Genomic DNA, 26,534 nt, shown 5'->3' with positions numbered 1-26,534 from the left:
CTCGTCATGACAAGGTAATATTGCCTTTCGCGAGTTTGCCACCGTCAACGGTGACAAACACTTTTTGATATTTTCTAGCTCCCTGCGCAGATAAATTGCCTGATGAATAAAACAAGACAGTATGAGTTGATTCGTTGGCTGAAAAAACAAAGCGCCCCCGCGCAACGTTGGCTCCGCCTGTCCATGTTACTTGGCCTCCTCAGCGGGTTATTGATCATCGCTCAGGCATGGTTACTGGCCACCCTGCTGCAATCTCTGATTATCGACCAACTCCCCCGATCGGCATTGACTGCTGATTTTTGGCTACTGGCCGGAACCTTTGCATTGCGCGCCGTGATCAGTTGGTTGCGCGAACGGGTGGGATTTATCTGCGGAATGAAAGTTCGCCAGCAGATCCGTAATGTCGTTTTAGATCGATTAGAACAGCTCGGCCCTGCGTGGGTGAAAGGTAAGCCCGCGGGCAGTTGGGCAACCATCATTCTGGAACAAATTGAAGATATGCAGGACTACTACTCCCGCTATCTGCCACAGATGTATCTGGCCGTATTCATTCCATTGCTTATCCTGATTGCCGTCTTCCCTATCAACTGGGCGGCAAGTTTGATCTTGTTTGTCACCGCGCCATTGATCCCGCTGTTTATGGCACTGGTCGGGATGGGTGCCGCCGACGCCAATCGGCGTAACTTTGTCGCACTGGCACGGTTGAGTGGCAACTTCCTCGATCGCTTACGCGGATTAGATACGTTACGGTTATTTAACCGCGCTAAAGCAGAAACCGACCAAATTCGTGATGCCTCAGAAGATTTCCGCCGCCGCACCATGGAAGTGCTGCGTATGGCATTCTTATCTTCAGCCGTATTAGAGTTTTTCGCCGCCATCTCTATTGCCGTGGTTGCCGTCTACTTTGGTTTTTCCTATTTGGGTGAACTGAATTTTGGTAGTTATGGTTTTGGCGTCACCCTGTTTGCGGGTTTTTTGGTATTGATCCTGGCCCCTGAATTCTTCCAACCGCTGAGAGATTTAGGCACGTTTTATCACGCAAAAGCTCAGGCAGTTGGCGCAGCAGAATCGCTGGTCACATTTTTGAGTAGTGAAGGCGAAGCGATTGGCCAAGGTGACCAAGTGCTGCCGGGTAACCAAGCTATCACCCTAGAAGCCGACCAACTGGAAATTCTGGCCCCTAATGGCACCCGGTTGGCCGGACCGTTGACGTTCTTATTACCCGCAGGCAAACGCGTTGCCATTGTTGGTCTGAGTGGCGCAGGTAAAAGTTCATTACTCAACCTGCTGCTGGGCTTTTTACCCTATCGCGGCTCACTGAAAGTGAACGGGGTTGAATTACGCGAACTGGAAGCACCAGCGTGGCGTAGGCAATTAAGCTGGGTTGGCCAAAACCCACATTTGCCGGAACAGACGCTGGCGGCCAACATTTTGCTGGGCCAGCCAGATGCGTCACACAGCCAATTGCAACAGGCGGTAGAGCGTGCTTATATCAATGAATTCCTGGCTGATTTGCCACAAGGGCTGAATACTGAAGTCGGCGACCATTCTGCACGTCTCTCCGTTGGGCAGGCGCAACGTGTTGCCGTTGCCCGCGCCTTACTGAATCCGTGCCGCTTATTGCTGCTGGATGAACCCACCGCCAGCCTTGATGCTCACAGTGAACAATTGGTGATGAAAGCACTAGAGGAAGCCTCTCGCAGGCAGACGACGCTACTGGTTACCCATCAGTTAGAAGATACGCTGGGTTATGATCAAATCTGGGTAATGGATAGTGGCCTTCTGATTCAGCAAGGTGATTACTCCACCCTCAGCCAGTCTGACGGTTCATTTGCCAATCTGCTGTCCCATCGCAGTGAGGAGCTTTAATTATGCGCGTACTTCTTCCTTTTTTGGCGTTGTATCGCCGCCATTGGTTCCTGATTTGTCTGGGTATCGTGCTGGCAATTGTCACGCTGCTGGCCAGTATCGGCTTGCTGACATTATCAGGTTGGTTCCTTGCGGGTACCGCCATCGCTGGCCCTGCTGGATTATATACGTTTAACTACTTGCTACCGGCTGCCGGTGTCCGAGGGGCCGCAATTACCCGTACGGCGGGCCGCTACGCAGAGCGAGTTGTCAGCCATGACGCGACATTCCGTGTACTGGCACATCTGCGGGTCTTCGCTTTCCAGAAGATCCTACCACTCTCCCCTGCCGGTATTGCCCGTTTTCGCCAAAGTGAACTGCTGAACCGGTTGGTCGCCGATGTTGATACCCTCGATCATCTCTATCTGCGCGTCATCTCACCGCTGGTGGCCGCCATCGCAATTATTGCTGCCGTGACGTTTGGTTTGAGCTATCTGGATGTCAATCTGGCCCTGACACTCGGTGCAATTCTGCTGGGGTTATTACTACTCGTCCCATTGATCTTCTATCGTGCCGGTAAGCCCATTGGTCGTGACCTGACGGACCTGCGTGGTCTCTATCGTTCGCAACTGACCTCTTGGTTACAGGGGCAGGCAGAGTTATTGGTATTCGGTGCGTTACAGCAATTCCGTGCCTCGTTGCAGGATATTGAACAACGCTGGATGAGACGCCAACAACAGCAAGCATCCTTGGCTGGTTTAGCGCAGGCGCTAATGATTCTGGCTACTGGCCTAACGGTCACGCTAATTTTATGGCTCGCCGCTGGAGGTATTGGCGGGAATAATCAACCAGGCGCATTACTGGCGCTCTTTGTTTTTACCTCTTTAGCCGCATTTGAAGCCTTGCTGCCGGTGGCTGGTGCATTCCAACACTTGGGACAAGTTATCGCTTCTGCGACCCGCGTTGCGCAATTGATGGAACAACAGCCTGAAGTGACATTCCCGACCAATGGTCCAGAGGTGGCCGCACAGGTGGCGCTAGAAGTGACAGGGTTGAGTTTTACCTACCCACAGCAGCCCTTACCCGTTTTGCAGAATATATCGCTGTCACTGGCCGCAGGGGAGCATATTGCGCTACTTGGGCGCACAGGCTGTGGAAAATCCACACTGTTACAATTATTAACCCGGGCCTGGGATGCCAGCCAAGGCAGTATCACGCTTAATGGGGAACCATTGGCCAATTATGACGAAAATACCTTGCGCCAGATGATGACAGTGGTCAGCCAGCGGGTACATGTCTTCAGCAGTACATTACGTGAAAATCTGTTGCTGGCTTGCCCTACGGCGTCTGATGCACAGTTGAAAACAGTTTTGGAACACGTCGGGTTAGCCAACTTACTTGATAACAGTGAGGGACTGAATGCCTGGATGGGGGATGGCGGCCGGCCACTCTCTGGCGGTGAACAGCGTCGTTTAGGAATTGCCCGTGCCTTGCTACATCCTGCGCCTCTTTTGCTACTTGATGAACCTACCGAAGGGTTAGATGCTGAAACAGAACAACAAATTCTGGCTCTGCTGCGCCAACACTGTCAGCACAAGAGCCTGATCATGGTCACTCATCGTTTATACGGTCTGGAATATATGGATCGAATCTGCGTGATGGATGGTGGCAAGATAGTCGAGCAAGGCAATCACCACAGTTTATTGCAACACAAAGGGCGCTATTACCAATTCCATCAACGCCATTGAACACTGGGCTGCGTGAATTGTGAATGAGTCACCTGATGCGAGCAGGTAATTAGCATAATTCGCGCTAATATGAATAAAAACCACTGAAGAAAAAGTGGTATTCATTGTTATTTATTATACCCAGCGAACTTAGCGTAGCAGCTAACAACGCTGTGGCTTCAAGTACGAAGGCTATGAGCCTGAAGATATCATCAGGGGGATTTATGCGCATTACACAGCTATCTTCTCAGTCATTTGCATTCCCCTCACCTGAGCTGGCTCTGCGCGAACCTAATGGTTTGCTGGCTCTTGGGGGCGATTTAGCCGCTCCTCGCCTGCTGGCAGCTTACCAGAAGGGAATTTTTCCTTGGTTTAGCCCCGGAGAGATGATCCTATGGTGGTCGCCGGACCCGCGCGCGGTGTTATTCCCGGAAGATTTGCATATTAGCCGCAGCATGCGCCGCTTTCTGCGCCGTTGTCCTTATCGCCTCACACTTAACCATGCTTTTGCCGATGTGGTCAGCGCTTGTGCTGCGCAACGTGATGAGGGGACGTGGATTGGCGAGGATGTACAGCAAGCTTATTGCCAATTACATGCATTAGGGCACGCGCACTCAGTTGAAGTTTGGTTGGAAAATGAACTGGTTGGCGGATTATATGGCATTGCAGTGGGTAAACTGTTTTGCGGAGAATCGATGTTTAGCCGAGCTGACAATGCTTCAAAAAGCGCATTAATGGTTTTTTGTCATCATTTTACCCGTCAAGGTGGAGAACTGATTGACTGTCAGGTCCTCAACGCTCACACTGCGTCGCTGGGTGCGATTGAGATCCCACGAAACTTTTTTATGCAGCAGTTGAGTCAACTCCAGTTTAGTCCACTACCGGCTGAATGCTGGTTACCGCAATCGTTGAATTTTTCATCCGCGATGCAGTAAAGATCAACCGTTGAGAAAGTACCCCACATTAGGCTTTATCCCCTCTTACCGGCAGACTAATTTTGCTGAAATGGTGCGATGACCGCCAACACTTCTTTACATAATGTGGGTTTTTCGGCATTATCTTGCCGGTTAAAAACTAAGGTAGTAACACCTAGAGGATTCGATGGCCAAAGAAGACAATATTGAAATGCAGGGCACCGTTCTTGATACGCTGCCGAACACCATGTTCCGCGTTGAATTGGAAAACGGGCACGTGGTAACCGCTCATATCTCCGGTAAAATGCGTAAAAACTATATCCGCATCCTGACGGGTGACAAAGTCACTGTAGAGCTGACCCCGTACGACCTGAGCAAAGGCCGCATTGTCTTCCGTAGCCGTTAATCGGCTAATCTGTCGCCAGTTTAAGACTGGCGAGCTCTGAGGATGTAGTCCCCCTCCGGCGCCCTTCCCATTTATGGCAAGGGCGTTTTGCGTTTTCTTTTTTTTATCGATTGAGTAGGTTTATTCATCGTGAAATCAACAGCAAAATGCAAAAGTCACTAATCGTGGAAAACAAAAAGGGCGATAAGTTTATAGCTTATCGCCCTTTTTTATTGCCCGGTATACTTGACGCTGTAGCCGTGTAACGCCGATATCCCCCGAATCACTCAATACTCGCTCATCGGGAATCTTTCATTTGCCATCGACTGCAACGCCACTTATTTCGGACATCTTACATTTAATGAACAGCACCTTCAGTTTTGCGTTTCTGCGCACTCTGAAACTCATAAGCCAGTTGTTGTTTTTCTTTATCCAGCCCAACAGTGACCGAGCCACCATCAACCAGAGAACCAAACAACAGCTCGTTTGCCAGTGGTTTCTTCAGATTCTCCTGAATCACCCGCGCCATTGGTCGTGCACCCATCGCTTTGTCATAGCCTTTATCAGATAACCAATTACGGGCTTCTTCACTGACTTCCAGTGACACGCCTTTAGCATCTAACTGCGCCTGCAACTCAACGATAAATTTATCGACCACCTGCTGAATAACGGTAGGTGATAAGTGGTTGAACCAAATAATGTTATCCAACCGGTTACGGAATTCCGGGGTAAACACTTTTTTGATCTCTTCCAGTGCGTCAGTGCTGTTATCTTGCTGTTTAAAACCAATTGAGGTCCGTTGCGTTTCACGCACACCAGCATTGGTGGTCATCACCAGAATGACGTTACGGAAATCAGCTTTACGCCCATTGTTATCCGTCAGAGTGCCGTTATCCATCACCTGTAGTAACAGGTTAAACACATCTGGATGGGCTTTTTCAATTTCATCCAGCAGCAGAACTGCATGAGGATGTTTGATAACCGCATCGGTCAACAGACCACCTTGATCGTAACCTACATAACCCGGAGGCGCACCAATCAGGCGGCTAACAGTATGGCGCTCCATATATTCAGACATATCAAAACGCAGCAGTTCGATATCCAGTGCTTTGGCCAATTGCACCGTAACTTCCGTCTTACCTACCCCTGTTGGGCCAGCAAACAGGAACGATCCGACCGGCTTATGCTCATGCCCTAATCCTGCGCGGCTCATTTTGATCGCCTCGGATAGCGCATCAATAGCTTTATCCTGACCGAATACCAACATATTCAGCCGATCACTCAGATTTCTCAGCACATCGCGATCACTGGCAGAGACGGTCTTCTCAGGAATACGGGCGATACGAGCCACCACGGATTCAATGTCCGACACATTGACAGTTTTCTTACGTTTGTTAAGTGGCATCAGGCGGCTACGAGCACCAGCCTCGTCAATCACATCAATGGCTTTATCCGGTAAATGGCGGTCATTAATATACTTAACCGACAACTCCACCGCTGCGCGTATCGCTTTCGCGGTATAACGCACATCATGATGTGCTTCATATTTCGGTTTCAGGCCGTTAATAATCTGAACGGTCTCTTCCGGTGTCGGCTCAGTAATATCAATTTTCTGGAAACGCCGTGCCAGTGCGCGATCCTTTTCAAAGATATTGCTGAATTCCTGATAAGTGGTAGAGCCAATGACCCGGATCTTGCCACTAGAAAGCAGTGGTTTAATCAGGTTAGCTGCATCCACTTGCCCACCGGAGGCAGCACCTGCGCCGATAATGGTATGAATTTCATCGATAAACAGGATGCTGTCTTTATCATTTTCTAACTGTTTCAGCAGCGCTTTGAAACGCTTTTCAAAGTCACCACGGTATTTGGTTCCGGCCAGCAGTGAACCGATATCCAGTGAGTACAGAGTGCATTCCGACATCACTTCAGGAACATCGCCCTGCACGATACGCCAGGCCAGGCCTTCCGCGATAGCCGTTTTACCGACACCGGATTCTCCGACCAACAGCGGGTTGTTTTTACGCCGACGGCACAATACCTGAATAGTCCGTTCCAGCTCTTTGTCGCGACCGATAAGTGGGTCAATGCCCCCCACGCGAGCCAGTTGATTCAGATTGGTGGTGAAGTTTTCCATACGGTCTTCCCCTCCTGCCTGCTCTTCATTTACCGGGTTTTCTGCATTCGGTGCTTGACCCGGTTCGTCCTTACGAGCGCCGTGGGAAATAAAGTTCACTACATCCAGACGGCTGACATCATGCTTACGCAGCAGGTAGGCCGCCTGAGACTCTTGTTCACTGAAGATGGCGACCAACACGTTGGCACCCGAGACTTCATTGCGCCCAGAGGACTGGACGTGGAAAACTGCACGTTGTAACACGCGCTGGAAACTGAGCGTAGGCTGGGTGTCACGCTCTTCTTCGCTAACAGGTAATGTTGGTGTGGTTTGTTCGATAAACGCTTCCAGCTCCTGGCGTAACGCTACCAGATCAACCGTACACGCCTCCAGCGCTTCCCGCGCAGCCGGATTGCTTAGCAATGCCAGCAATAGGTGCTCCACGGTCATAAACTCGTGTCTGTGCTCACGCGCTCTGGCGAAAGCCATATTGAGACTGAGTTCAAGTTCTTGATTGAGCATAGGCACCTCCCAATAATTGCCTTAATCAGGCTTTTTCCAGCGTACAAAGCAATGGATGCTCGTTCTCCCTGGCGTATTGATTTACATGTGCGACTTTCGTCTCTGCAACTTCAGCAGTAAAAACACCGCAAATCGCCTTTCCTTGATAATGCACATTGAGCATCAGTTGTGTTGCACGTTCAATATCATAAGAAAAGAACTTTTGCAGAACGTCAATCACAAATTCCATCGGTGTGTAATCGTCGTTGTTAAGTATAACTTTATACATAGACGGCGGTTTGAGCGCCTCTTTCTGTTTATCTTTGACTAAATGTTCAAAATTCAGCCAATCGTTGTTGTTACCCATTGCCTGCCCATCGTTTCACAGAACCATACAGGAGCAATACCTCACTCCGGTTATAAGACCATTTCATGCAGATATCTATTATTATTTTAACATCACTTATGCCATAACGCCGCCAGAGAAAGAAGTCGGTTTTTTTGCGTTAAAAGTGATTAAATTGTAACCAGATAAACACAATAGCGTTAGCTACATCAAACTTTGAATAACTGCCTTGGTCAGACAAAAGCCCTCCCCTTGACGTTAAGGCCATTTCCACTAGAGTGTATTTTCGTGAGCTGTTGGAGTTTTAACCAATTCGCGCTCACTTTAACCAGTTATTACCTCATCTCAAACTAGAATAGCCTTGCGAGGAACGTAGAAGTATGGAGACGGGTACTGTTAAATGGTTCAACAATGCCAAAGGTTTTGGCTTTATTTGCCCTGAGGGCGGCGGCGAAGATATCTTCGCTCACTATTCAACTATTCAGATGGATGGCTACCGCACATTAAAAGCCGGTCAGATGGTTAACTTTGATGTCCATCAGGGACCAAAAGGAAACCATGCCAGCCTAATAGTTCCACTCGGGTTAGATGTCCTATTGCAAGAAGCCATACCGCAGGAGCTCGCTGCAATGGCCTGACACCACGCATTCACTCGCCTGCACCTGCCCATCAGCGAAACAGTCTGGTGCCAACGGTATTTCCCGGGCGGCGTGTTGCTACTAACATCGATTACGTTTCAAAATGCCAGCCAACGATGACTGGCATTTTTATTTCTCATACTTCTAATATGCGGCCATATGAACCAAGTTCAATCCTTTGACTGATCTATTCACCAGCTAATTTATTCTCGAGCCAATTTATTCTCGAGCTAATGCATCAATCGGATTTAGTCGAGCAGCACTGCGGGCCGGTAGATAACCAAACACCACACCTATCACTGTAGAGCACAAAAATGCGCTGAACAATGCAACCGGCGGGAAAGCTATCTGCCAGTTAGGCAGAAACATCTCTACAACCAGACCGATGGCAAAGGATAGCGTGATACCCAGAGCTCCACCGACCAGGCAAACCAGAATCGCTTCAATTAGGAATTGCTGCATAACATCACTGGATCTCGCCCCTACAGCCATGCGAATACCGATCTCTCGAGTGCGTTCTGTCACCGAAACCAGCATAATATTCATCACCCCAATTCCCCCTACCACTAATGAAATTACTGCCACCAGTGTCAGGAACAATTGCATGGTACGGGTAGTTTTTTCCGCCGTTTGCAACAAACTATCCATGTTATAGGTGAATATGTCTTTCTTGCCGTGGCGCATCGTCAACAACCGCACTAGCTGCTGCTCAGCTTCTTTGCTGCTATACCCCTCTTTAATGCGGATAGTTATCGAATCAAAGTAGGCACGCCCCATCAGACGGCTCGCCATGGTGCTGTAAGGTACCCATATTCGCAGCGCTTTACTGCTACCAAACATAGATTGCTTTTCTTCTACCACCCCAACCACGGTGGCAGGCATATTCCCCACCAAGATGACCTGCCCTACGACGTCTTTCATATGCGGGAACAAGCGGCGCTGGGTATTACGGTCAATAACAGCAACTTGCGACTGGCGTTCAACCTGCTCACGGGTAATGGCCGTTCCCTGTTCGAGTTTCATACCATATACACGGAAATACTGTTCACTGACCCCCGATACGCTGGCGGCAACATCAATATTGCCATAGCGGAGCCGCATACTGCCTGCGATGGTCGGGGATACAGCACTGACGTAGGACTGTGCTTTCAGTGCTGCCATGTCGTCATAAACCAATGCCTGCCGGGTACTGGGGTCGTCATCGCCGAAATCTTTGCCGGGATAAACATCAATAGTATTAGTGCCAATAGCCCGGATATCAGCAAGAACGAGTTGTTTGGCCGCATCCCCAACTACCAAGATAGAGACAACAGAGGCAATACCGATAATGATGCCCAACATGGTCAAGGCCGTGCGCATTTTATTGGCCGACATCGCACGCCAGGCCATTAATAAAGCCTCGCGGAAACGACCCGCCAGTTGCTGCCATGATGGAGCGGGTGGCGTCAGACTAATTACCTCAGAAGCGGCCACTGCTTGCACCGTTTTCGAGCCTGAATCCGCCATAATGCGGCCATCTTTTATTTCGATAACCCGCTCAGCTTGAGCCGCAACAGTAGGGTCATGAGTCACAATAATAACCGTGTGCCCCTGCTGCTGTAGCTGTTTCAGAATAGCCATAACTTCAACGCTGGAATGACTATCCAGTGCACCGGTTGGCTCATCAGCCAAAATCACCTGCCCACCATTCATCAGGGCGCGGGCGATACTGACACGCTGCTGCTGCCCACCAGATAGCTGGTTGGGTTGGTACCCGACACGGTCGCCCAGCCCCAGGCGGGTGAGTAACATATTGGCCCGCTCGCGGCGTTCATTTTTACCCAAACCGGCATAGACCGCCGGGACTTCCACATTGTGGGCAGCACTGAGATGCGGCAGCAAATGATAACGCTGGAAAATAAAGCCAAAGTGCTCACGGCGCAGAGCCGCGAGTGCATCATTATCCAATACCGCCACATCCTGCCCTGAGACGCGGTAAACACCAGCACTAGGCTTATCCAGACAGCCCAGAATGTTCATCAGCGTCGATTTACCCGAACCGGAGGCGCCGATAATTGCCACTAACTCACCGGCATTAATTGTCAGTGAGACATCCTGCAATACATCCACGGTCTCTTCACCGGACTGATAGCTACGACGGATGCCTTTTAACTCAAGCAATGCCGTCATTACGTCTCCTCCGTGCCACCGCGGCTAACGATGACCTCATCACCGATATTCAAACCAGAAATCACCTGGGCATCAACGTTATTACGGATACCAATCGTCACTTCACGTTTCTCTTCTTTACCGTCTTTCAGCACCGCGACCTGATAACGGTTAGTCCCTAACTCATCACCCAAGGCCGATAACGGAATAACCATTGCCTGTTTTACGTTGGCAAGTTGAATTGAAACCTGCGCAGTCATTTGCAGGCGCAATAAGCGATCTGGATTCGGCACCTCAAAACGTGCCGAGTAGAAAATGGCATCATTTACTTTTTCTGGTGTTGGTTGAATGTCTTTTAACACCCCATCAAAGTGTTTCCCAGGATCACCCAGCACGGTAAATGAGGCTTTCATCCCCGGTTTAAGATGAATGACATCCGCTTCGGATACCTGCGCATTCACCAACATAGTGCTCATATCCGCCAACGTCAGAATATTAGGCGCTTGTTGCGCGGCGATCACTGTTTGCCCCTGCAAGGTGGTGATTTGCACCACATCGCCATCCATTGGCGCAGAAATTTTGGTGTAATCGAGATTAATATTGGCTGTATCCAAACTGGCTTTAGTCTTATTAATTTGCGCATTAATCGTCTCTACCTGCGCTTTTTTCACTGCCAGCGTGGTACTGGCCTGATCCAAGTCTTGGCGCGATACCACCTGTAATTTTGCCAGATCCTGTTGACGGCGCAGGGTGACCGCGGCCAGTTGCATTTCAGCCTTCGCCTGTGCCAACTGAGCATTCAAATCCTGTAATGTCGCCTCTACTTCTTTAATTTGGTTCTGTGCCTGTTGCGGGTCGATCATCGCCAGCAATTGCCCTTGCTTAACTTGATCGCCAATCTCCACATACAGTTTTTCCAACTGGCCACTGACCTGTGCACCCACATCAACTTTACGCACCGCATCGAGTTTGCCGGTTGCCAGAACATTCTGTTGCAAGTCACGATTGGCAACTTTTACTGTTTGGTATTGCACCGGGGCTGGGGCCGTCAGATGTCTGATGAGGAAAAAACCCCCGATAATTAACACGGCAATTATGGTAAGCCATCGGCGCTGACTGCGACTGAACTGCATCAAATCAATTACCTTCCTTATTCGTCAATTTTTCAATCTGCTGAAAATAGCATCAGAAATTCTCATTTAACTAAACCAAATATCAATACAACCGTGCTATAGGCGAAATCTAAGATGCATTGAGCCTCTGTTTAGTTCCCGTTTGTTTGAATAGCGCCAGAAACACAGCGATATTACGGATTTAATCATGCATAACATCAATAACACAGCATCAATCCCCAACAATATTAACCGTTGGGGGTTAATTACATTGCTATTCAAAGGTAGTCAGGCTCTGGGCGGCTCATGGCAAAAGTTGCAGTTTCGGCTTAAATTTATCGCCCGGACCCTTATCAGCCCAAAACTGACCTTTCGTTTATTGGGTGTACTGGTAAAACAACCGTTACTAAACAGTATACTGCGCGCACAACCCGATTTGCCTTGTAAGTTGCATCGTCCTTATCTGACTAACACGCTCAATAATCGTCAAAAACTGGGGGTGCTACAGGATCATTTCCTCTTGGTAAACCAATGTATGCCTGCGGCATTACGTCGCAACTACTTGCATACTTCGCCCTATAAACTGGCTGAATTAATTGGCAAGAATGAGGAAAAGTATTCTCTTTATTTGGGTGTTATTCCAAAACTCAATAAGGAGGGAGAAATTACGCTGATGCTGGCAAATGAGCAACAGCAAACGCTGGCGGTGCTGACTTTCAGCCTGTTTTACTATCAACAGCAAAAAACATTGTTTATTGGTGGGTTACAAGGTGCCGATAATGGAACACCACACAGCGCAATTCACACCAGCACTAAAGCTTGTCATGGTTTATTCCCTAAACGTTTGGTATTGGAAGCCGCATGCTGTCTGGCAGAGTTAATGGGAATAACACAAATTAAAGCCGTGGGGAATGAAACGCACATTTATCAAAACTGGCGCTATCGGGCCAAGAAAAAAGAGAAATTGCATGCTGACTATGACAGTTTTTGGTTGTCTGTTGGCGGAGAAGCGTGCACAGAAGGCCATTTCAATTTACCAACCAAAATCGCGCGTAAACCGATTGAAGATATTGCTAGCAAAAAACGGGCAGAATATCGCCGCCGCTATGAGTTACTTGCACAACTGGAGGGTGCGTTAGCCGCGCATTTTACTCACGACGTGGCGTGATCCGTGTTGAAGTGATCTGGTGCTAATCGGCTCGACCACGCGCCAGCCAAACTACGCGAGAGAACATTTTTTTCAGTAATAGGGGGACAGATTCTACCCCCCTCTCTTTGGCCTGACTGGCAACCTCAATAGCCAGATCCGGCTTGGAGGTACGGTGAATCGCCTTTTCAATCACCCTACGCGGCTGCATTTTGGCATTGGCAGGAATTGCTGAGATCCGATGATAGACATCATCAAAACCAGCGCGATATAAAAAGTGTTCCATATCTGGTGCTGGCAATATAGTCAGGCGATCCCGTTCATGATCGCGCCCGTTGTCCGCCATATTACGCACCGTGGCGGCATACTTTTTACCGGCATCATCGCCATCAGTCAGAACATGCCATTGAATGCCCATCCGGTTGGCAAACTTAAGCAGCGGGCGCAAACCACTCTGAGCGAACTCAATCACTTTTACCCCTTCAGCTTCAAAGTGGTAACCACACTGGCGAGCAAACTCATTGAGTAACCAGATCTCTGTTTCACCTTCCACCAGCAGCCAGCAACGGGCAAACAGGGCTGAGGGCCGATTGAAACGAATATGGAAAGCGATACGGCGGCTATCTTCAGGGCTCATGCCACGAGAGCCAATACGATAAGTCGCGACTTTTGCCGATTCGCGCACCAATCGGCAAATGCTCTCTATCGGCACTAATGACACTAACTCACCGGAATTTGTCGTGGTAATCCGTTGCAGAGGGAGCTGGCTGAGCAACCCCCAGGCGACGGACAGCATTATCGGATGCAAGCGGGTTTCAGGGTCTTCTACCAGTAGCAATGGCCGAGAATGGGGATCGAGACTCAATGGCCCTTTAGCCTGTAATAACGTTGAAAACATCCCTAAAAGTATCAACCGCATACTGCGGCTGTTCGGCTCAGCCACCATCCGGTTTATATTGTCGAGGGCCAGCCAGGCTTCACGTTCCGGTTGTGGCCGATAACGGTGATTACGCAAACCGGCGGACTGCGATCCAGACTCGGCAAAGTAGTGTTCCAGCAGTTGGCGCATCGCCTCCAAGCCCTGGCGTAATTCTGAATTAGTCAGTTTCTGTGGGTTACGGACCAACTCACGGCTTAATTGATCCAATTGCTGGTTCAACGCCACTTTATCAGGTGCATGGCTGTTTTCAGTGCTGCTACGGAGCCGGCGCATAAAGCGCGCATCACGCAATCGCAATACCGGGTGGATACGAATAACGCCACGTGCCAACTTCTCAATATCGTGCAAAGACAGTGGCTGGCCTTCTAAATCAAGGAACGTACGCCAGGTACACACCGTGCCATCATCAGCCAGTTCCCCCTCGACCCGATAATAAATACGATGCAGACCATCATCATTTTTTATCCATAATGGGGCTAAATGGCGGTAACGTGGGGAGTGCCAATGACCAATGTCTTTCTCACAAAAGGTAAAAATAACCTGTAAATGGCGCTCTTTAGCCGTCTCGTCCCCTGCCGGATAATAAAAATCCTGCACGGTAAAATGATAGAGTTGAGGTTCGGGAGACAACAGCAGCGTGAGCGCATCTAATAAGCTGGATTTACCCCAGGCGTTCTCACCGATCAGCACAGTATTATCGTCAAGGCTCAATGAAATACGATTAATACCGCGAAAACCGACAATATCAACACGTTCAAGATACATGCTACGCCTCCGGTGCGAATTTATTCATACTGATACTACAGATAACACTGTTAACTCAGCAATCATAGTCGATTGTCTTGACGCCAGACGCAAAAAAACCTTACGGGTCAAGTGCCGCGGCCCGTGCGTACTGCTTTACTCTGTCTCTGATTTTAGATAGCTTATTGCGCCACAGCTCATTATTCATCTGCTCATGATAACCAAAGTCATTGGCGTTACAACAAGTCCACAAACGAATGATTAATCGGTCTCGAACCGATTTGCACAACATTCATGCTCGTTCACAGGGTGAGTCTCAAGGAGGTTCATTCATTCCGATGAGCTTACATCGATAAGTGATTCGGGTGGGCAAGTGCAGCTAACACCACAGTAACGTCAATGAAGAAGGGTATAGGACGGTATAACTCGTGTATTCAGGATTGTTGATCATACTTTTGCCGTTAATTATTGGTTATCTGATCCCACTTAGTCGCAAACCATTAATTCAATTAATCAACCGTCTATTAAGCTGGATGGTTTACGTTATTTTATTTTTTATGGGGATCAGCCTGGCCTTTTTGGAAAACCTCAGCGCTAACCTGCTGCTCATTTTCCAGTACACCGGCATCTTTTTTCTGTGTATTTTTTGTGCCAATTTGCTCGCACTGTTTTTGCTCGAACGCAAAATACCGTGGAAGAATACTCATCGGCAGGAAGCATTACCCTCACGGCTGCATATGGCACTAGAGTCATTAAAACTGTGCGGCGTGGTCATTGTTGGCTTCCTGTTGGGTCTAAGCCAATGGGAGTGGTTGCAGTTTGCCGCCAAAGGCAGCGAGTTGGCACTGATTTTCCTGCTGTTCTTAGTGGGGATTCAATTGCGTAACAGTGGTATGACACTGCGCCAGATAGTGTTGAACCGCCGTGGCACCATGGTGGCATTGGTGGTAGCAATCAGTGCCTTACTCGGTGGTATGCTTGCTGCACTACTGATCGGTTTGCCGGTTAAAACCGGGCTGGCGATGGCCTCTGGCTTTGGTTGGTATTCACTGTCTGGTATTTTGCTGACTGATGCGTTCGGCCCAGTAATTGGTAGTGCCGCATTCTTTAACGATTTGGCGCGTGAATTAGTGGCCATCATGCTGATTCCAACCTTAGTCCGCAGTAGCCGCTCCACGGCGCTTGGCTTATGTGGCGCCACTTCTATGGACTTCACCTTGCCGGTATTGCAGCGCAGTGGTGGGCTGGAGATGGTCCCTGCCGCTATCGTCCACGGTTTCTTGCTAAGCTTACTGGCCCCGGTATTGATCGCTTTCTTTTCTTAATCACTTTATTACCCAGCGCAGTGGATCAGCCGATTCACTGCGCGCTCTTCCTGCCTAATAGTGAATAAATTCTCATTCGCAGCAAAAGTTGCGCCAAATCAAAACAAGTGAAAGTTGCATTAAAAAAGCCTTTTTAAACCTCGGATGCACCTCTATGCTTTTAAACACGCATTACAAATGCAACTTTAAAAGGAAAAATAATTATGTTCTGTGTGCAATGTGAACAAACTATCCGAACACCTGCGGGTAACGGCTGCTCTTACGCGCAGGGGATGTGCGGGAAAACCGCCGAAACCTCTGATTTACAAGACCTATTAGTTGCTGTACTGCAAGGGCTTTCCGCATGGGCATTGACCGCCCGCGAACTTGGTATTATCGATCATCAGATTGATAGCTTTGCACCCAGAGCTTTTTTCTCGACCCTGACCAATGTGAATTTCGACTCAGACAGAATCGTCGGTTACGCGAAAGAAGCCATCTTATTGCGCCAATCATTGGCCATTCGTTGCCGCTTGCTTGATAGTACTATCACGGTTGATCACCCACTGGCTGAGCTACAACTACTGTCCGACGATATCCCTACCCTGCAACAACAATCGCTGCAATTTGCGCTGAACAACGATAAAGCTGACGTTGGTGACGATATCCACGGCTTGCGCATGCTGTGTTTGTATGGACTGAAGGGGGCGGCGGCCTATATGGAACATGCCCATGTCCTGGGGCAGTTCGATGAGCAGATTTATGCTGATTATCATGCTTATATGGCCTGGTTGGGTACCCAACCGCGTGATGTCGACACGCTACTGAATAATGCAATGGGTATTGGCAAAATGAACTTCAATGTGATGGCCATTTTGGACCACGGCGAAACCCAAGCCTATGGCGATCCGCAGCCAACATCGGTGAATGTGCGCCCGGTTGCCGGTAAGGCTATCTTGATCTCCGGTCATGATCTCAAAGACTTACAAATGCTGTTGGAGCAAACTCAGGGAACCGGCGTTAATATTTATACCCACGGTGAAATGCTGCCTGCTCACGGCTACCCTGAGTTAAAACGCTATCCACATCTGGTGGGTAACTACGGCAGTGGCTGGCAGAATCAGCAGACCGAATTCGCCAAATTCCCCGGTCCGATCCTAATGACATCTAACTGTATCATTGACCCGAACGTCGGCAATTACGGTGATCGTATTTGGACTCGCAGTATTGTTGGCTGGCCGGGTGTTAATCACCTGGATGGGGAGGATTTCACCCGCGTCATTGAACAGGCATTGGGGATGGCTGGCTTCCCGTATAATGAGCTGGAACACCTGATTACTGTCGGTTTTGGCCGCCAGACCTTGCTGAATGCGGCAGATACCGTTATTGATTTGGTCGCCACTAAAAAGCTGCGTCATGTATTCCTGGTCGGGGGATGTGACGGTAGCCGTACAGAACGTAGCTATTTCACTGATTTTGCCCGCAGTGTGCCACAAGATTGCATCATCATGACACTGGCTTGCGGCAAATATCGCTTCAACAAACTGGATTTTGGTACCTTGGAAGGCTTGCCACGCCTGCTGGATGTCGGCCAGTGTAATGATGCTTACTCCGCCATCATGCTGGCGGTTAAATTATCAGAAAAACTGGGTTGTACCGTCAATGACCTGCCACTCAGTCTGGTACTGTCATGGTTTGAACAGAAAGCTATTGTCATTCTCCTGACCCTGTTGTCATTGGGTGTCAAAAATATTTATACCGGCCCGACCGCGCCAGGTTTCCTGACTGACAACCTGATGGCCATCCTCTACGAGAAATTTGGTATGCGTCCTATTACCACCGTAGAGCAAGATATGAGTGCGATTTTGGGGAATTAAGTCGATATTTTGGCTCATTAAGTAATGGCACGTTGCCCGGCCAGAGTGGTTTATTGCCACTGGTCGGGCACTATTAATGGCTTTTTTGCCCGAAAATGACCTGATTCGTTGTGAGGTTTTGATGACTGATTTTATCCCAACCGCTGATTTTATCCCAACCGACTGTCCTACCGCCCTGTGCCCTAACCGCATGCAAGTTCATTCCATCTGGCAAGAAACACCCGATGTCTGGAGCCTGCGGTTAATTAATCACGATTTTTATCCTTATTTACCGGGCCAATATGCCTTGGTAAGCATTCGCAATAGTGATGAAACTCTGCGGGCATATACGCTTTCCTCGACACCCGGTTTAAGTCCGTTTATCCAGCTCACCGTGCGCTGTTTAGCGGATGGGGAAGGATCACGCTGGTTGACCCAGCAAGTCAAGGTGGGGGATTACCTGTGGCTTTCCGATGCTCAGGGCGATTTTACTTGTGCTCACGCTGATGATGACCACTACCTGATGCTAGCTGCTGGCTGTGGTGTCACTCCCGTGATGTCGATGTGTCGTGACTTACTGGCACGGCGTGCACAAGCAGATATCCGGGTGATATTTAATGTGCGCTCACCAGCAGATGTCATTTTTGCCGCTAGCTGGCAAGCCTTGTTACAGCGCTATCCACAACAATTACAGCTCACATTGATGGCTGAATCAGAGGCCAGCGATGGGTTCGTTGCAGGCAGAATCAATGCACAAATAATGCAACAGGTAGCACCTGACATTGCCCACCGCCGGGTGATGACTTGTGGACCCGCGCCCTATATGGATTGGGTTGAGCAGTATTGCCGCGAACAATCAGTTCCAGCAGACCATTTCCAGAAAGAGCAGTTCCGCACCCGTGATGACGCTGTCGATAGCGGTAATGAATTGACGATGACCATCAGCCATCCTTTGCGCAGTGTTAAAGTCCCGGTGGGTACGTCCCTGCTATTCGCCTTGGAACAACACAAAGTACCAGTGATGGCCGCCTGCCGCGCGGGTGTTTGTGGTTCTTGTAAAACCCGTATTCTGCATGGCAAATATACCACCAGCAGCACCATGACGCTGACAGCAGAAGAGATTGCTCAAGGTTATGTGTTAGCTTGTAGCTGCCAGTTACAAGGTGATGTCCAACTGGCCTGAATGCCGATTAGCCCCCATTAATGGCGCAATTATTGCCAAACGCGCCATACTTTGACCTCATAGAATAATGACTCGCCATTAATCCTTGAGGGAACACAACTATGAAGCAAACTGTGGCAACACTGGTCGCAAAAACGTTGGAACAAGCAGGTGTTAAGCGAATATGGGGTGTAACCGGCGACTCGCTCAATGGCCTGAGTGATAGTCTGCATCGGATGGGCACTATCGAATGGCTGGGTACTCGCCATGAAGAGGTGGCCGCCTTTGCCGCCGGGGCTGAGGCACAACTCACCGGGCAGTTAGCAGTCTGTGCCGGCTCCTGTGGCCCGGGTAATTTGCATTTGATTAATGGCCTGTTTGACTGTCATCGTAATCATGTCCCCGTATTGGCTATTGCCGCACATATTCCCTCCAGTGAGATTGGCAGTGGTTATTTCCAGGAAACCCATCCGCAAGAACTGTTTCGCGAATGCAGCCACTATTGTGAGCTGGTTTCTAACCCGGAACAGCTGCCACGGGTGCTGGAAATCGCCATGCGTCAAGCCATCCTCAATCGCGGCGTTTCAGTGATCGTATTGCCAGGTGACGTGGCGTTACAACCTGCACCAGAAGATGCCGCCATCGTGTGGCAAACCCCCAAATTACCGCTAGTTCAGCCGCTGATGAGTGAGTTGAACATTTTGGCGCAAACGCTTAATCAGGCGAAAAATATCACGCTAATGTGTGGTAGCGGCTGTGCTGACGCCCACGATGAAGTGGTGAAGTTAGCTGAAATGCTGCAAGCCCCGGTAGTACATGCCCTGCGCGGGAAAGAACATATTGAGTGGGATAACCCTTACAGCGTTGGCATGACAGGGCTGATTGGTTTTGCCTCCGGCTATCATGCCATGCTCAATGCCGATACCCTGATTCTGCTGGGAACACAATTCCCCTACCGTGCATTCTATCCAACCAACGCCAATATCATCCAAATTGATATCAACCCCGGCAGTATTGGTGCACATTGCCCGGTCAATATGGCGCTGGTCGGCGATATCAAAACCACGCTTAGCGCGCTGTTGCCACAACTAGAAGTCAAAAGTGACAGCACATTTTTGCAAAAAGCGTTAGAGCACTACCGTACCACCCGTAAAGATCTGGATGGTTTGGCAACCGCCAATGATAATCAACCCATCCACCCGCAATATCTGGCACAACAGATTAGCCGCCATGCCACTGATGACGCAATATTCACCTGTGATGTCGGCACACCGACGGTATGGGCGGCCCGCTATCTGGAAATGAACGGTAAGCGGCGTTTACTGGGATCGTTTAACCATGGATCGATGGCCAATGCCATGCCGCAAGCCATTGGCGCGCAAGCAACGGCCCCTGACAGACAAGTGGTTGCCTTATGCGGTGACGGTGGTTTCACCATGCTGATGGGGGATTTTCTCACTCTGGCACAATTAAAACTGCCGGTGAAAATTGTGGTGTTTAACAACAGTGTTCTGGGGTTTGTCGCCATGGAGATGAAAGCCGGTGGCTATCTGACCGATGGCACTGACTTGCATAATCCAGACTTTGCCGCCATTGCCAATGCCGCCGGTATCAAAGGGATTCGGGTCGAGAAAGCCGGCGAATTAGATGCCGCACTGGAGAGTGCTTTCGCTCATCCGGGGCCGGTTTTGCTCGATGTGGTCACCGCCAAGCAAGAGCTAGCGATGCCACCACAAATCAAATTTGAGCAAGCCAAAGGATTCAGCCTTTACATGCTAAGGGCTATCATTAATGGCCGTGGCGATGAGGTGGTCGAGCTGGCAAAAACCAACTGGCTCCGCTGATTCCCAAAGCCATCTGGTAACAGAATAATTAGCAATGAAAGTGGTTATTTAATCACTTTCATTGTTCCCCCCCTTCAGTTCCTGATTGAGACAGAAATTATCCTTATATTTTATGTGTCATAAACGACATTTTTTACTCGCCACCCAGCAAAATAGCAAATAGAGGCGTACTGTCTTTTAATCAGTGGTTGCCATTATTTATCAGGATAATTGTTAGTAGCTATATAAGCAGCACGCTAACTTTATTTATGGTGGTGTCATTATGTCAAAGAGAGCCAAATCAGGGACTTCGGCTACGGCTGAATTAACCTGTTTACTGCGGGCAAAGTCATACGGTGATAAACGGCCTTATTTTAAAAGTGATGATTACGTGGCGGTTATTCTAAGCCAGACCTTCCATTCATTCTTTTCTATGATGCAGAAAACTTTTCTATTGGGCGATGATAGTTTACATATCGCTACCCCGGCAGGAATTTACCCTTATATTGTCGCCAGAACCTTGTATATCGATGATCTATTTAAGAAAACCGCAGGTCGATTTAGTAAAATATTTATTCTGGGTGCGGGCTTTGATTCAAGAGCGATTCGTTTCTATCACGCACTGCAACATAGCCGGGTTTATGAGATAGATCATCCAGCCATGCAACAATCTAAAATAGAGAAACTCCGTGAGTGTGATATCACCCCACCTACCAATCTAACTTTTTTACCCCTTGATTTTAATCTGCAAAGTCTGGCGGACATTCTGGCGGATATCCCGTTACAAGCGGGTGAAAAATGCCTGTTTCTGCTGGAGGGGTTATTGATGTATCTCGAGCCAGAACAGGTAAAAACACTGTTTAGTGCCATAAGTGACTACTGCAATGAAGGTAGCCAAATTATCTGCGACTTTGTTTATGCTCATCTGTTGACGGAACTCTCGGTATTAACCGACGAAGAAGGCTTACCCCAGCACAACCCGGAATATGGCGCAAAAGAGAGTGTTGAACGTGTGCGCAGTATTGGCGAAGAGTGGACGTTTGGTATCACTACCCGCGGCATAGATACCTTGCTGGAGCAATACGGTTTCATATTATTGGATAAGGCTGATGCCCACGAACTGGAAACGCGTTTTTTTACCGATAAACAAGGCAAATGCCTGGAGGAAATTAATACATTTTCGTGTTTGGTCTATGCTCAGCGAGAAAAATCCTAATAAATCAGCCAATAATGCCGATTCGAATTAATTATCAGTTATCACGATAAATATTACTCACCAAATAGCTAAATAATACCTTTCACTCCTTTCTTGTTTTATCAATCTGGCTATGATGAAGAATATCTTCTTATTCTGACCGCGAGAAAATTATGCTGATCGATTTACGTAGTGACACAGTAACTCAACCTGACACCGCAATGCGCAATGCGATGGCTAACGCTGAAGTGGGTGATGATGTCTATGGCGATGACCCAACGGTTAATGCCTTGGAAGCTAAAGCCGCCAGCCTGTCAGGTAAGGAGGCGGCACTGTTCCTGCCAACCGGCACCCAGGCCAATTTGGTGGCACTATTAACCCACTGCCAGCGGGGTGAAGAGTATATTGTCGGTCAGAAAGCCCATAACTATCTGTATGAAGCCGGTGGCGCGGCAGTGCTTGGTAGCATTCAGCCACAACCTATTGAAGCCAATGATGACGGTACCCTGCCACTGGATAAAGTGTTGGCAGCCATCAAACCCGATGATATTCATTTTGCTCAGACCCGGCTGTTGAGTTTGGAAAATACCCATAGCGGCAAAGTGTTGCCTCTTCGTTATTTACAGCAAGCCTGGGCGCTGACTCGAGAGAGGAAACTGGCACTGCATATCGATGGCGCACGTATTTTTAATGCGGCCGTCGCCTTAAATGTGCCACTAAGCGAGATCAGCCAGTATTGCGATACCCTGACGATTTGCCTCTCAAAAGGGTTGGGCACACCGGTGGGTTCCCTGTTGTGCGGCAGTGCTGAGTATATTCAACGCGCCCGCCGCTGGCGTAAAATGACCGGTGGCGGTATGCGTCAAGCGGGTATTCTGGCCGCGGCAGGCTTGTATGCCTTAGAGCACAATGTCAGCCGGTTAAAAGATGACCATGACAATGCAATATGGCTAGAGCAGCAACTGCGCGCATTGGATATCGAAATTGCAGCACCCGGAGCACAGACCAACGTACTGTATATTAAGCAATCCGCCGAGGCTGCCGCCAAGCTTGGCCCTTGGATGCGTGAACGCGGTGTATTGATCAGTGCAGGCCCGGTAACTCGAATGATTACTCACCTTAATATCAGCCGCCATGATCTGGAGAAAGTGGTTGCACTGTGGCGTGAATTTTTGACCGAGCAGTGCTCATGACACCGCAACGGATATTGGTATTAGGTGCCAGTGGCTATATCGGCCAGCACCTGGTTCCAAAGCTTAGCCAACAAGGACACCATGTCATTGCCGCCGCCCGCCGCATTGAGTGGTTAAAAGAACAACAGTGGCCGGGAGTCGATTGTCACTTTGTTGATCTTTATCAGCCAGCCACACTCAGTGCTGCGTTGCAAGATATTGATGTTGTTTATTATCTGGTTCATGGTATGGGCGACGGGCAGGACTTGATTGAACAGGAACGTATTGCTGCTAATAATCTGAAAACGGCGCTACAACACAGCGCCGCAACCTCATCGTCCACGGTGAAACAGATTATTTATTTAGGTGCCTTACAACCCGAGGATAACAGCTCGCCTCATCTGATTGCGCGCAAGTTAACCGGTGAGCTGCTGCGCCAAAGCGGCATTCCGGTCACCGAACTACGGGCCAGTATTATCGTCGGCCCCGGTTCGGCCGCGTTTGAAGTGATGCGCGATATGGTTTATAACCTGCCCATCCTCACCCCGCCACGCTGGGTTCGTTCTAAATCGTCGCCCGTTGCACTGGATAACCTGCTGGTGTATTTGACTGAATTACTCAACCATCCGGCACAAGATAACCGAATTTTCGAGGTTGCCGGGCCGGAATACATCAGTTATCAGACCCTGTTTGAGCGCTTTATTGCGATCAGTGGTAAACGGCGTTGGCTGATACCGATCCCACTCCCTACCCGGTTTATTTCGGTTTATTTCATCAATCTGGTCACCTCGGTACCCACGCCGATTGCCAGTGCATTGATTGCCGGATTGAACCATGATTTACCAGCCAATGGTGAAGCTTTGCAGGCGCTTATCCCACAACAGCTGATAAGTTTTGACGACGCGGTCAAAGAGACACTGCGCCGTGAAGATGAAGTGGTCGACTCCGCCGATTGGGGCTACGACCCCGAGGCCCGCGCCCGCTGGCGGCCCGGCTACGGATTTTACCCTAAACAGGCCGGTTGCCAGCTATCGACCACCGCCTCCAGCGAGGCGCTGTGGCACGTGGTGCAACAAATCGGCGGTAAAGAAGGTTATTTTTATGGTAATCCGTTATGGAAAATCCGCGCCTGGATGGATGACATCGCCGGTGGTGGCGTGGTATATGGCCGCCCAGAGCGGGAAACACTGGCATTAGGTGACCTGATTGATGGTTGGAAAGTCATTACAATCAAACCATTACGCCAGTTAGCCATGATGTTCGGCATGAAAGCGCCGGGTCTGGGCCGTCTCACTTTTACTATCAAGGATTTAGGTGGCTGCCGAAGCATTGATGTGCGGGCGTGGTGGCATCCGGCCGGTTTTAGCGGTTTACTGTACTGGTTTGTCATGATGCCAGCACACCTGTTTATTTTCCGTGGAATGGCAAAACGCATCGCGGCGCTGGCCGAGCAATATGATCGTGAACCTACCGCACCCGCGCACAACGAATCAGAGCCTTAAATCAAACGGCGTGATGCATCCCCTATTTAATGGGCGTTGCAGCTAATAACGCTGCAAATTCAAGTAAGCAGGGGATTCTGATTGCATAGCACCGCATTTCACGAAAGAATGGCATCTTATTTGCTGGGCGAATGATTCCAAACGCTAGCATTCTGATTTTTGGTGGGAACCGAATTCGCTATGAAGGTATTGGTCACCGGTGCAACCTGTGGGTTAGGTCGAAATGCCGTTGAATATCTCCGTCGTCAGGGTATTAAAGTCATCGCCACCGGCAACAATCCGGCGATGGGCGCATTGTTGACAAAAATAGGTGCTGAATTTATTCATGCAGATTTGACAAACCTGGTCTCCTCGCAGGCGAAAGCCATGCTGGCAGACGTCGATACCCTATGGCATTGCTCTAGTTTTACCTCTCCTTGGGGCACCGAACAGGCGTTCGAACTGGCTAATGTGCGCGCCACACGCCGTTTGGGGGAATGGGCCGCAGCCTATGGTGTGGAGAATTTTATTCATATCTCCTCACCGGCTATTTATTTCGATTATCACCACCATCGAAATATTCAGGAGGACTTCCGCCCGGCACGTTTTGCTAACGAGTTCGCCCGCAGTAAAGCTGCCGGTGAAGAGGTTATCAAACAATTAGCACTTTCCAATCCACAAACACATTTCACTATTTTACGCCCGCAGGGGTTATTTGGCCCTCACGACACCGTGATGCTGCCGCGCCTGTTACAGATGATTAAGTATTATGGCACTTTGCTGTTACCCCGTGGCGGTGATGCGTTGGTGGATATGACTTACCTGGAAAATGCGGTGCATGCGATGTGGCTGGCGACTCAACGTGAGAACACGCTGTCCGGTCGCGCTTATAATATTACTAATCAGCAGCCCCGCCCGTTGCGCACCATCGTGCAACATTTACTGGAAGAGTTGGATATGACATGCCGTATCCGCTCCGTGCCCTACCCGATGATGGATATCATGGCCAGAGCCATGGAGAAACTGGGAAATAAAGCAGAAAAAGAGCCGGTGCTGACACATTATGGCGTCGCTAAGCTCAATTTTGATCTAACGTTGGATACCCACCGGGCTGAAGAAGAATTAGGCTATCGGCCCATTGTCTCACTGGACGAAGGGATTATCCGTACCGCCCGCTGGCTGAAAGAGCACGGTAAGTTATGCGCTAAGTAAAACAGCACCCTAGGTAAAAATTGGTGGAAATGGTTGATTTACTGACCAACTGCAACTCTGATGACTTTGGGTATATACTGAAATAACTTTCATAACAGATTCTTTCACCTAAGGTCATCATATGAAAAAGAAAAATATTGCCCTTGTTCTTCCTCTTGCCATTCTGCTTAGCGCCTGTACCAGCACCGTTGATCCCGCTTATAAGGATATCAGCAGCCGTGCTACACCTTGTGTTGAAGGTGGGCCGGATACCGTAGCGCAAAAATTCTATGACCTCCGCGTGCAACAAATTGGTCATCAAAGTGGCTTACCTGATGATAATCTCTCGGCCCAATTTCGCCCTTATTTGAGTCAGGCGTTGTACGAGCAAATTCAGATTGCCAGAAAACAGATTGGCAACCGCACTACGACCCAGGTGAATAAAACTCAAACCATAAACGGCGATATTTTCACCAGCCTGCGGGAAGGGAGTACCAGTGCCGACGTTGCCAGTGCCTCAACCATTCCCAATACCGATGCCAGAAATATTCCGCTGCGGGTTAATTTGACGCATCAAACTGCGGGTGGCCAATCGGTGATGTGGCAAGACGAAGTGCTGATGATACGTGAAGGGACATGCTGGGTTGTCGACGATATCCGTTTTATGGGGGTATCTGCACCGGCAGGGAGCTTGCGGCAGCTACTGGGTGATCACTAACCAGCCCCAAATGCCGCCAACACCCCTGTAATTTGAAAGAAAATGAGCATCCCCTATAGATTTCGAATT

Annotated in this window: 20 protein-coding genes; 15 read left to right on the top strand and 5 right to left on the bottom strand. The window is 49.2% G+C overall.

The annotated features are described in order from the left end of the window. Window positions 1–102 precede the first annotated feature (102 nt). The 4 genes from cydD (at window position 103) to infA (ending at window position 4,895) form a co-directional block, all read left to right on the top strand. Window positions 103–1,869, top strand: a complete 1,767-nt coding sequence (gene cydD, locus V1956_RS10490; protein WP_442825078.1) for a heme ABC transporter permease/ATP-binding protein CydD — start codon at window positions 103–105, stop codon at window positions 1,867–1,869. Between the two features lie 2 nt (window positions 1,870–1,871). Further along, a complete protein-coding gene (gene cydC, locus V1956_RS10485) occupies window positions 1,872–3,596 on the top strand; it encodes a heme ABC transporter ATP-binding protein/permease CydC (RefSeq protein ID WP_420070958.1) in 1,725 nt (574 codons plus the stop codon). Window positions 3,597–3,799: 203 nt separating this feature from the next. Then, window positions 3,800–4,510 carry a leucyl/phenylalanyl-tRNA--protein transferase gene (gene aat, locus V1956_RS10480; RefSeq protein WP_083158424.1) on the top strand — a complete coding sequence of 237 codons (711 nt, stop codon included), beginning with the start codon at window positions 3,800–3,802 and terminating at the stop codon, window positions 4,508–4,510. Window positions 4,511–4,676: 166 nt separating this feature from the next. After that, entirely contained in the window at window positions 4,677–4,895 is a 219-nt protein-coding gene (gene infA, locus V1956_RS10475) for a translation initiation factor IF-1 (protein WP_002211347.1), read from the top strand. A gap of 337 nt (window positions 4,896–5,232) precedes the next feature. Here the strand turns inward: infA and clpA are convergent, their stop codons facing one another. Together clpA and clpS are read right to left on the bottom strand one after the other, a co-directional pair. Beyond that, the gene (gene clpA, locus V1956_RS10470) at window positions 5,233–7,509 is read right to left on the bottom strand and encodes an ATP-dependent Clp protease ATP-binding subunit ClpA (RefSeq protein ID WP_050084965.1); all 2,277 of its coding nucleotides are present in this window, start codon (window positions 7,507–7,509) and stop codon (window positions 5,233–5,235) included. A gap of 25 nt (window positions 7,510–7,534) precedes the next feature. Beyond that, entirely contained in the window at window positions 7,535–7,855 is a 321-nt protein-coding gene (gene clpS, locus V1956_RS10465) for an ATP-dependent Clp protease adapter ClpS (protein ID WP_005184739.1), read from the bottom strand. Between the two features lie 359 nt (window positions 7,856–8,214). On the opposite strand from clpS, the gene cspD reads away from it, so the two are divergent. Then, window positions 8,215–8,472: a cold shock-like protein CspD gene (gene cspD / locus V1956_RS10460; protein ID WP_372559347.1), complete on the top strand. Its 258-nt coding sequence runs from the start codon at window positions 8,215–8,217 to the stop codon at window positions 8,470–8,472. Window positions 8,473–8,691: 219 nt separating this feature from the next. On the opposite strand, the gene macB is transcribed toward cspD, so the two are convergent. After that, the gene (macB, locus tag V1956_RS10455) at window positions 8,692–10,641 is read right to left on the bottom strand and encodes a macrolide ABC transporter ATP-binding protein/permease MacB (RefSeq protein ID WP_442825077.1); all 1,950 of its coding nucleotides are present in this window, start codon (window positions 10,639–10,641) and stop codon (window positions 8,692–8,694) included. Continuing rightward, complete coding sequence (gene macA / locus V1956_RS10450; RefSeq protein ID WP_193784808.1) at window positions 10,641–11,753, bottom strand: macrolide transporter subunit MacA; 1,113 nt, start codon at window positions 11,751–11,753, stop codon at window positions 10,641–10,643. The genes macB and macA overlap by 1 nt, the downstream gene beginning before the upstream one ends. Before the next feature lie 187 nt (window positions 11,754–11,940). Here macA and V1956_RS10445 point away from each other — a divergent pair, with 187 nt between their 5' ends. After that, a complete protein-coding gene (locus V1956_RS10445) occupies window positions 11,941–12,900 on the top strand; it encodes a VirK/YbjX family protein (protein ID WP_372559348.1) in 960 nt (319 codons plus the stop codon). Between the two features lie 22 nt (window positions 12,901–12,922). On the opposite strand, the gene V1956_RS10440 is transcribed toward V1956_RS10445, so the two are convergent. Beyond that, a complete protein-coding gene (locus V1956_RS10440) occupies window positions 12,923–14,584 on the bottom strand; it encodes an ATP-dependent endonuclease (RefSeq protein ID WP_372559349.1) in 1,662 nt (553 codons plus the stop codon). Window positions 14,585–14,991: 407 nt separating this feature from the next. On the opposite strand from V1956_RS10440, the gene V1956_RS10435 reads away from it, so the two are divergent. From V1956_RS10435 to V1956_RS10395, 9 genes are all read left to right on the top strand, one after another. Beyond that, window positions 14,992–15,888, top strand: a complete 897-nt coding sequence (locus tag V1956_RS10435) for a lysine exporter LysO family protein (RefSeq protein ID WP_372559350.1) — start codon at window positions 14,992–14,994, stop codon at window positions 15,886–15,888. Window positions 15,889–16,091: 203 nt separating this feature from the next. Then, window positions 16,092–17,744, top strand: coding sequence for a hydroxylamine reductase (gene hcp / locus V1956_RS10430; protein ID WP_372559351.1), 1,653 nt, complete (start codon window positions 16,092–16,094; stop codon window positions 17,742–17,744). 190 nt (window positions 17,745–17,934) lie between these two features. Then, entirely contained in the window at window positions 17,935–18,906 is a 972-nt protein-coding gene (hcr, locus tag V1956_RS10425) for an NADH oxidoreductase (RefSeq protein WP_372559922.1), read from the top strand. Window positions 18,907–19,007: 101 nt separating this feature from the next. After that, the gene (gene poxB / locus V1956_RS10420; protein ID WP_372559352.1) at window positions 19,008–20,729 is read left to right on the top strand and encodes a ubiquinone-dependent pyruvate dehydrogenase; all 1,722 of its coding nucleotides are present in this window, start codon (window positions 19,008–19,010) and stop codon (window positions 20,727–20,729) included. 262 nt (window positions 20,730–20,991) lie between these two features. After that, window positions 20,992–21,924, top strand: coding sequence for a class I SAM-dependent methyltransferase (locus V1956_RS10415; protein ID WP_442825076.1), 933 nt, complete (start codon window positions 20,992–20,994; stop codon window positions 21,922–21,924). 152 nt (window positions 21,925–22,076) lie between these two features. Next, window positions 22,077–23,096, top strand: coding sequence for a low-specificity L-threonine aldolase (ltaE, locus tag V1956_RS10410; protein WP_372559354.1), 1,020 nt, complete (start codon window positions 22,077–22,079; stop codon window positions 23,094–23,096). Next, window positions 23,093–24,577: a DUF2867 domain-containing protein gene (locus V1956_RS10405; RefSeq protein WP_372559355.1), complete on the top strand. Its 1,485-nt coding sequence runs from the start codon at window positions 23,093–23,095 to the stop codon at window positions 24,575–24,577. Before ltaE ends, V1956_RS10405 begins: the two co-directional genes overlap by 4 nt. Before the next feature lie 180 nt (window positions 24,578–24,757). Beyond that, window positions 24,758–25,768, top strand: a complete 1,011-nt coding sequence (locus V1956_RS10400) for an NAD-dependent epimerase/dehydratase family protein (RefSeq protein ID WP_372559356.1) — start codon at window positions 24,758–24,760, stop codon at window positions 25,766–25,768. Between the two features lie 121 nt (window positions 25,769–25,889). Then, window positions 25,890–26,465, top strand: coding sequence for a lipoprotein (locus V1956_RS10395; protein WP_372559357.1), 576 nt, complete (start codon window positions 25,890–25,892; stop codon window positions 26,463–26,465). The last annotated feature ends 69 nt before the right edge of the window (window positions 26,466–26,534 follow it).

Origin of the sequence: Yersinia sp. 2540 StPb PI (assembly GCF_052217165.1) — a bacterium.
GTDB classification, from domain to species: Bacteria; Pseudomonadota; Gammaproteobacteria; order Enterobacterales; family Enterobacteriaceae; genus Yersinia; species Yersinia enterocolitica_E.
This window is presented reverse-complemented; position numbering and strand designations above follow the sequence as displayed.

Bases quoted from the DNA above. Each gene is read 5' to 3' on its own strand.
- cydD (WP_442825078.1), top strand. From the start codon at position 103: ATGAATAAAACAAGACAGTATGAGTTGATTCGTTGGCTGAAAAAACAA.
- cydC (WP_420070958.1), top strand. From the start codon at position 1,872: ATGCGCGTACTTCTTCCTTTTTTGGCGTTGTATCGCCGCCATTGGTTC.
- aat (WP_083158424.1), top strand. From the start codon at position 3,800: ATGCGCATTACACAGCTATCTTCTCAGTCATTTGCATTCCCCTCACCT.
- infA (WP_002211347.1), top strand. From the start codon at position 4,677: ATGGCCAAAGAAGACAATATTGAAATGCAGGGCACCGTTCTTGATACG.
- clpA (WP_050084965.1), bottom strand. From the start codon at position 7,509: ATGCTCAATCAAGAACTTGAACTCAGTCTCAATATGGCTTTCGCCAGA.
- clpS (WP_005184739.1), bottom strand. From the start codon at position 7,855: ATGGGTAACAACAACGATTGGCTGAATTTTGAACATTTAGTCAAAGAT.
- cspD (WP_372559347.1), top strand. From the start codon at position 8,215: ATGGAGACGGGTACTGTTAAATGGTTCAACAATGCCAAAGGTTTTGGC.
- macB (WP_442825077.1), bottom strand. From the start codon at position 10,641: ATGACGGCATTGCTTGAGTTAAAAGGCATCCGTCGTAGCTATCAGTCC.
- macA (WP_193784808.1), bottom strand. From the start codon at position 11,753: ATGCAGTTCAGTCGCAGTCAGCGCCGATGGCTTACCATAATTGCCGTG.
- V1956_RS10445 (WP_372559348.1), top strand. From the start codon at position 11,941: ATGCATAACATCAATAACACAGCATCAATCCCCAACAATATTAACCGT.
- V1956_RS10440 (WP_372559349.1), bottom strand. From the start codon at position 14,584: ATGTATCTTGAACGTGTTGATATTGTCGGTTTTCGCGGTATTAATCGT.
- hcp (WP_372559351.1), top strand. From the start codon at position 16,092: ATGTTCTGTGTGCAATGTGAACAAACTATCCGAACACCTGCGGGTAAC.
- hcr (WP_372559922.1), top strand. From the start codon at position 17,935: ATGCAAGTTCATTCCATCTGGCAAGAAACACCCGATGTCTGGAGCCTG.
- poxB (WP_372559352.1), top strand. From the start codon at position 19,008: ATGAAGCAAACTGTGGCAACACTGGTCGCAAAAACGTTGGAACAAGCA.
- V1956_RS10415 (WP_442825076.1), top strand. From the start codon at position 20,992: ATGTCAAAGAGAGCCAAATCAGGGACTTCGGCTACGGCTGAATTAACC.
- ltaE (WP_372559354.1), top strand. From the start codon at position 22,077: ATGCTGATCGATTTACGTAGTGACACAGTAACTCAACCTGACACCGCA.
- V1956_RS10405 (WP_372559355.1), top strand. From the start codon at position 23,093: ATGACACCGCAACGGATATTGGTATTAGGTGCCAGTGGCTATATCGGC.
- V1956_RS10400 (WP_372559356.1), top strand. From the start codon at position 24,758: ATGAAGGTATTGGTCACCGGTGCAACCTGTGGGTTAGGTCGAAATGCC.
- V1956_RS10395 (WP_372559357.1), top strand. From the start codon at position 25,890: ATGAAAAAGAAAAATATTGCCCTTGTTCTTCCTCTTGCCATTCTGCTT.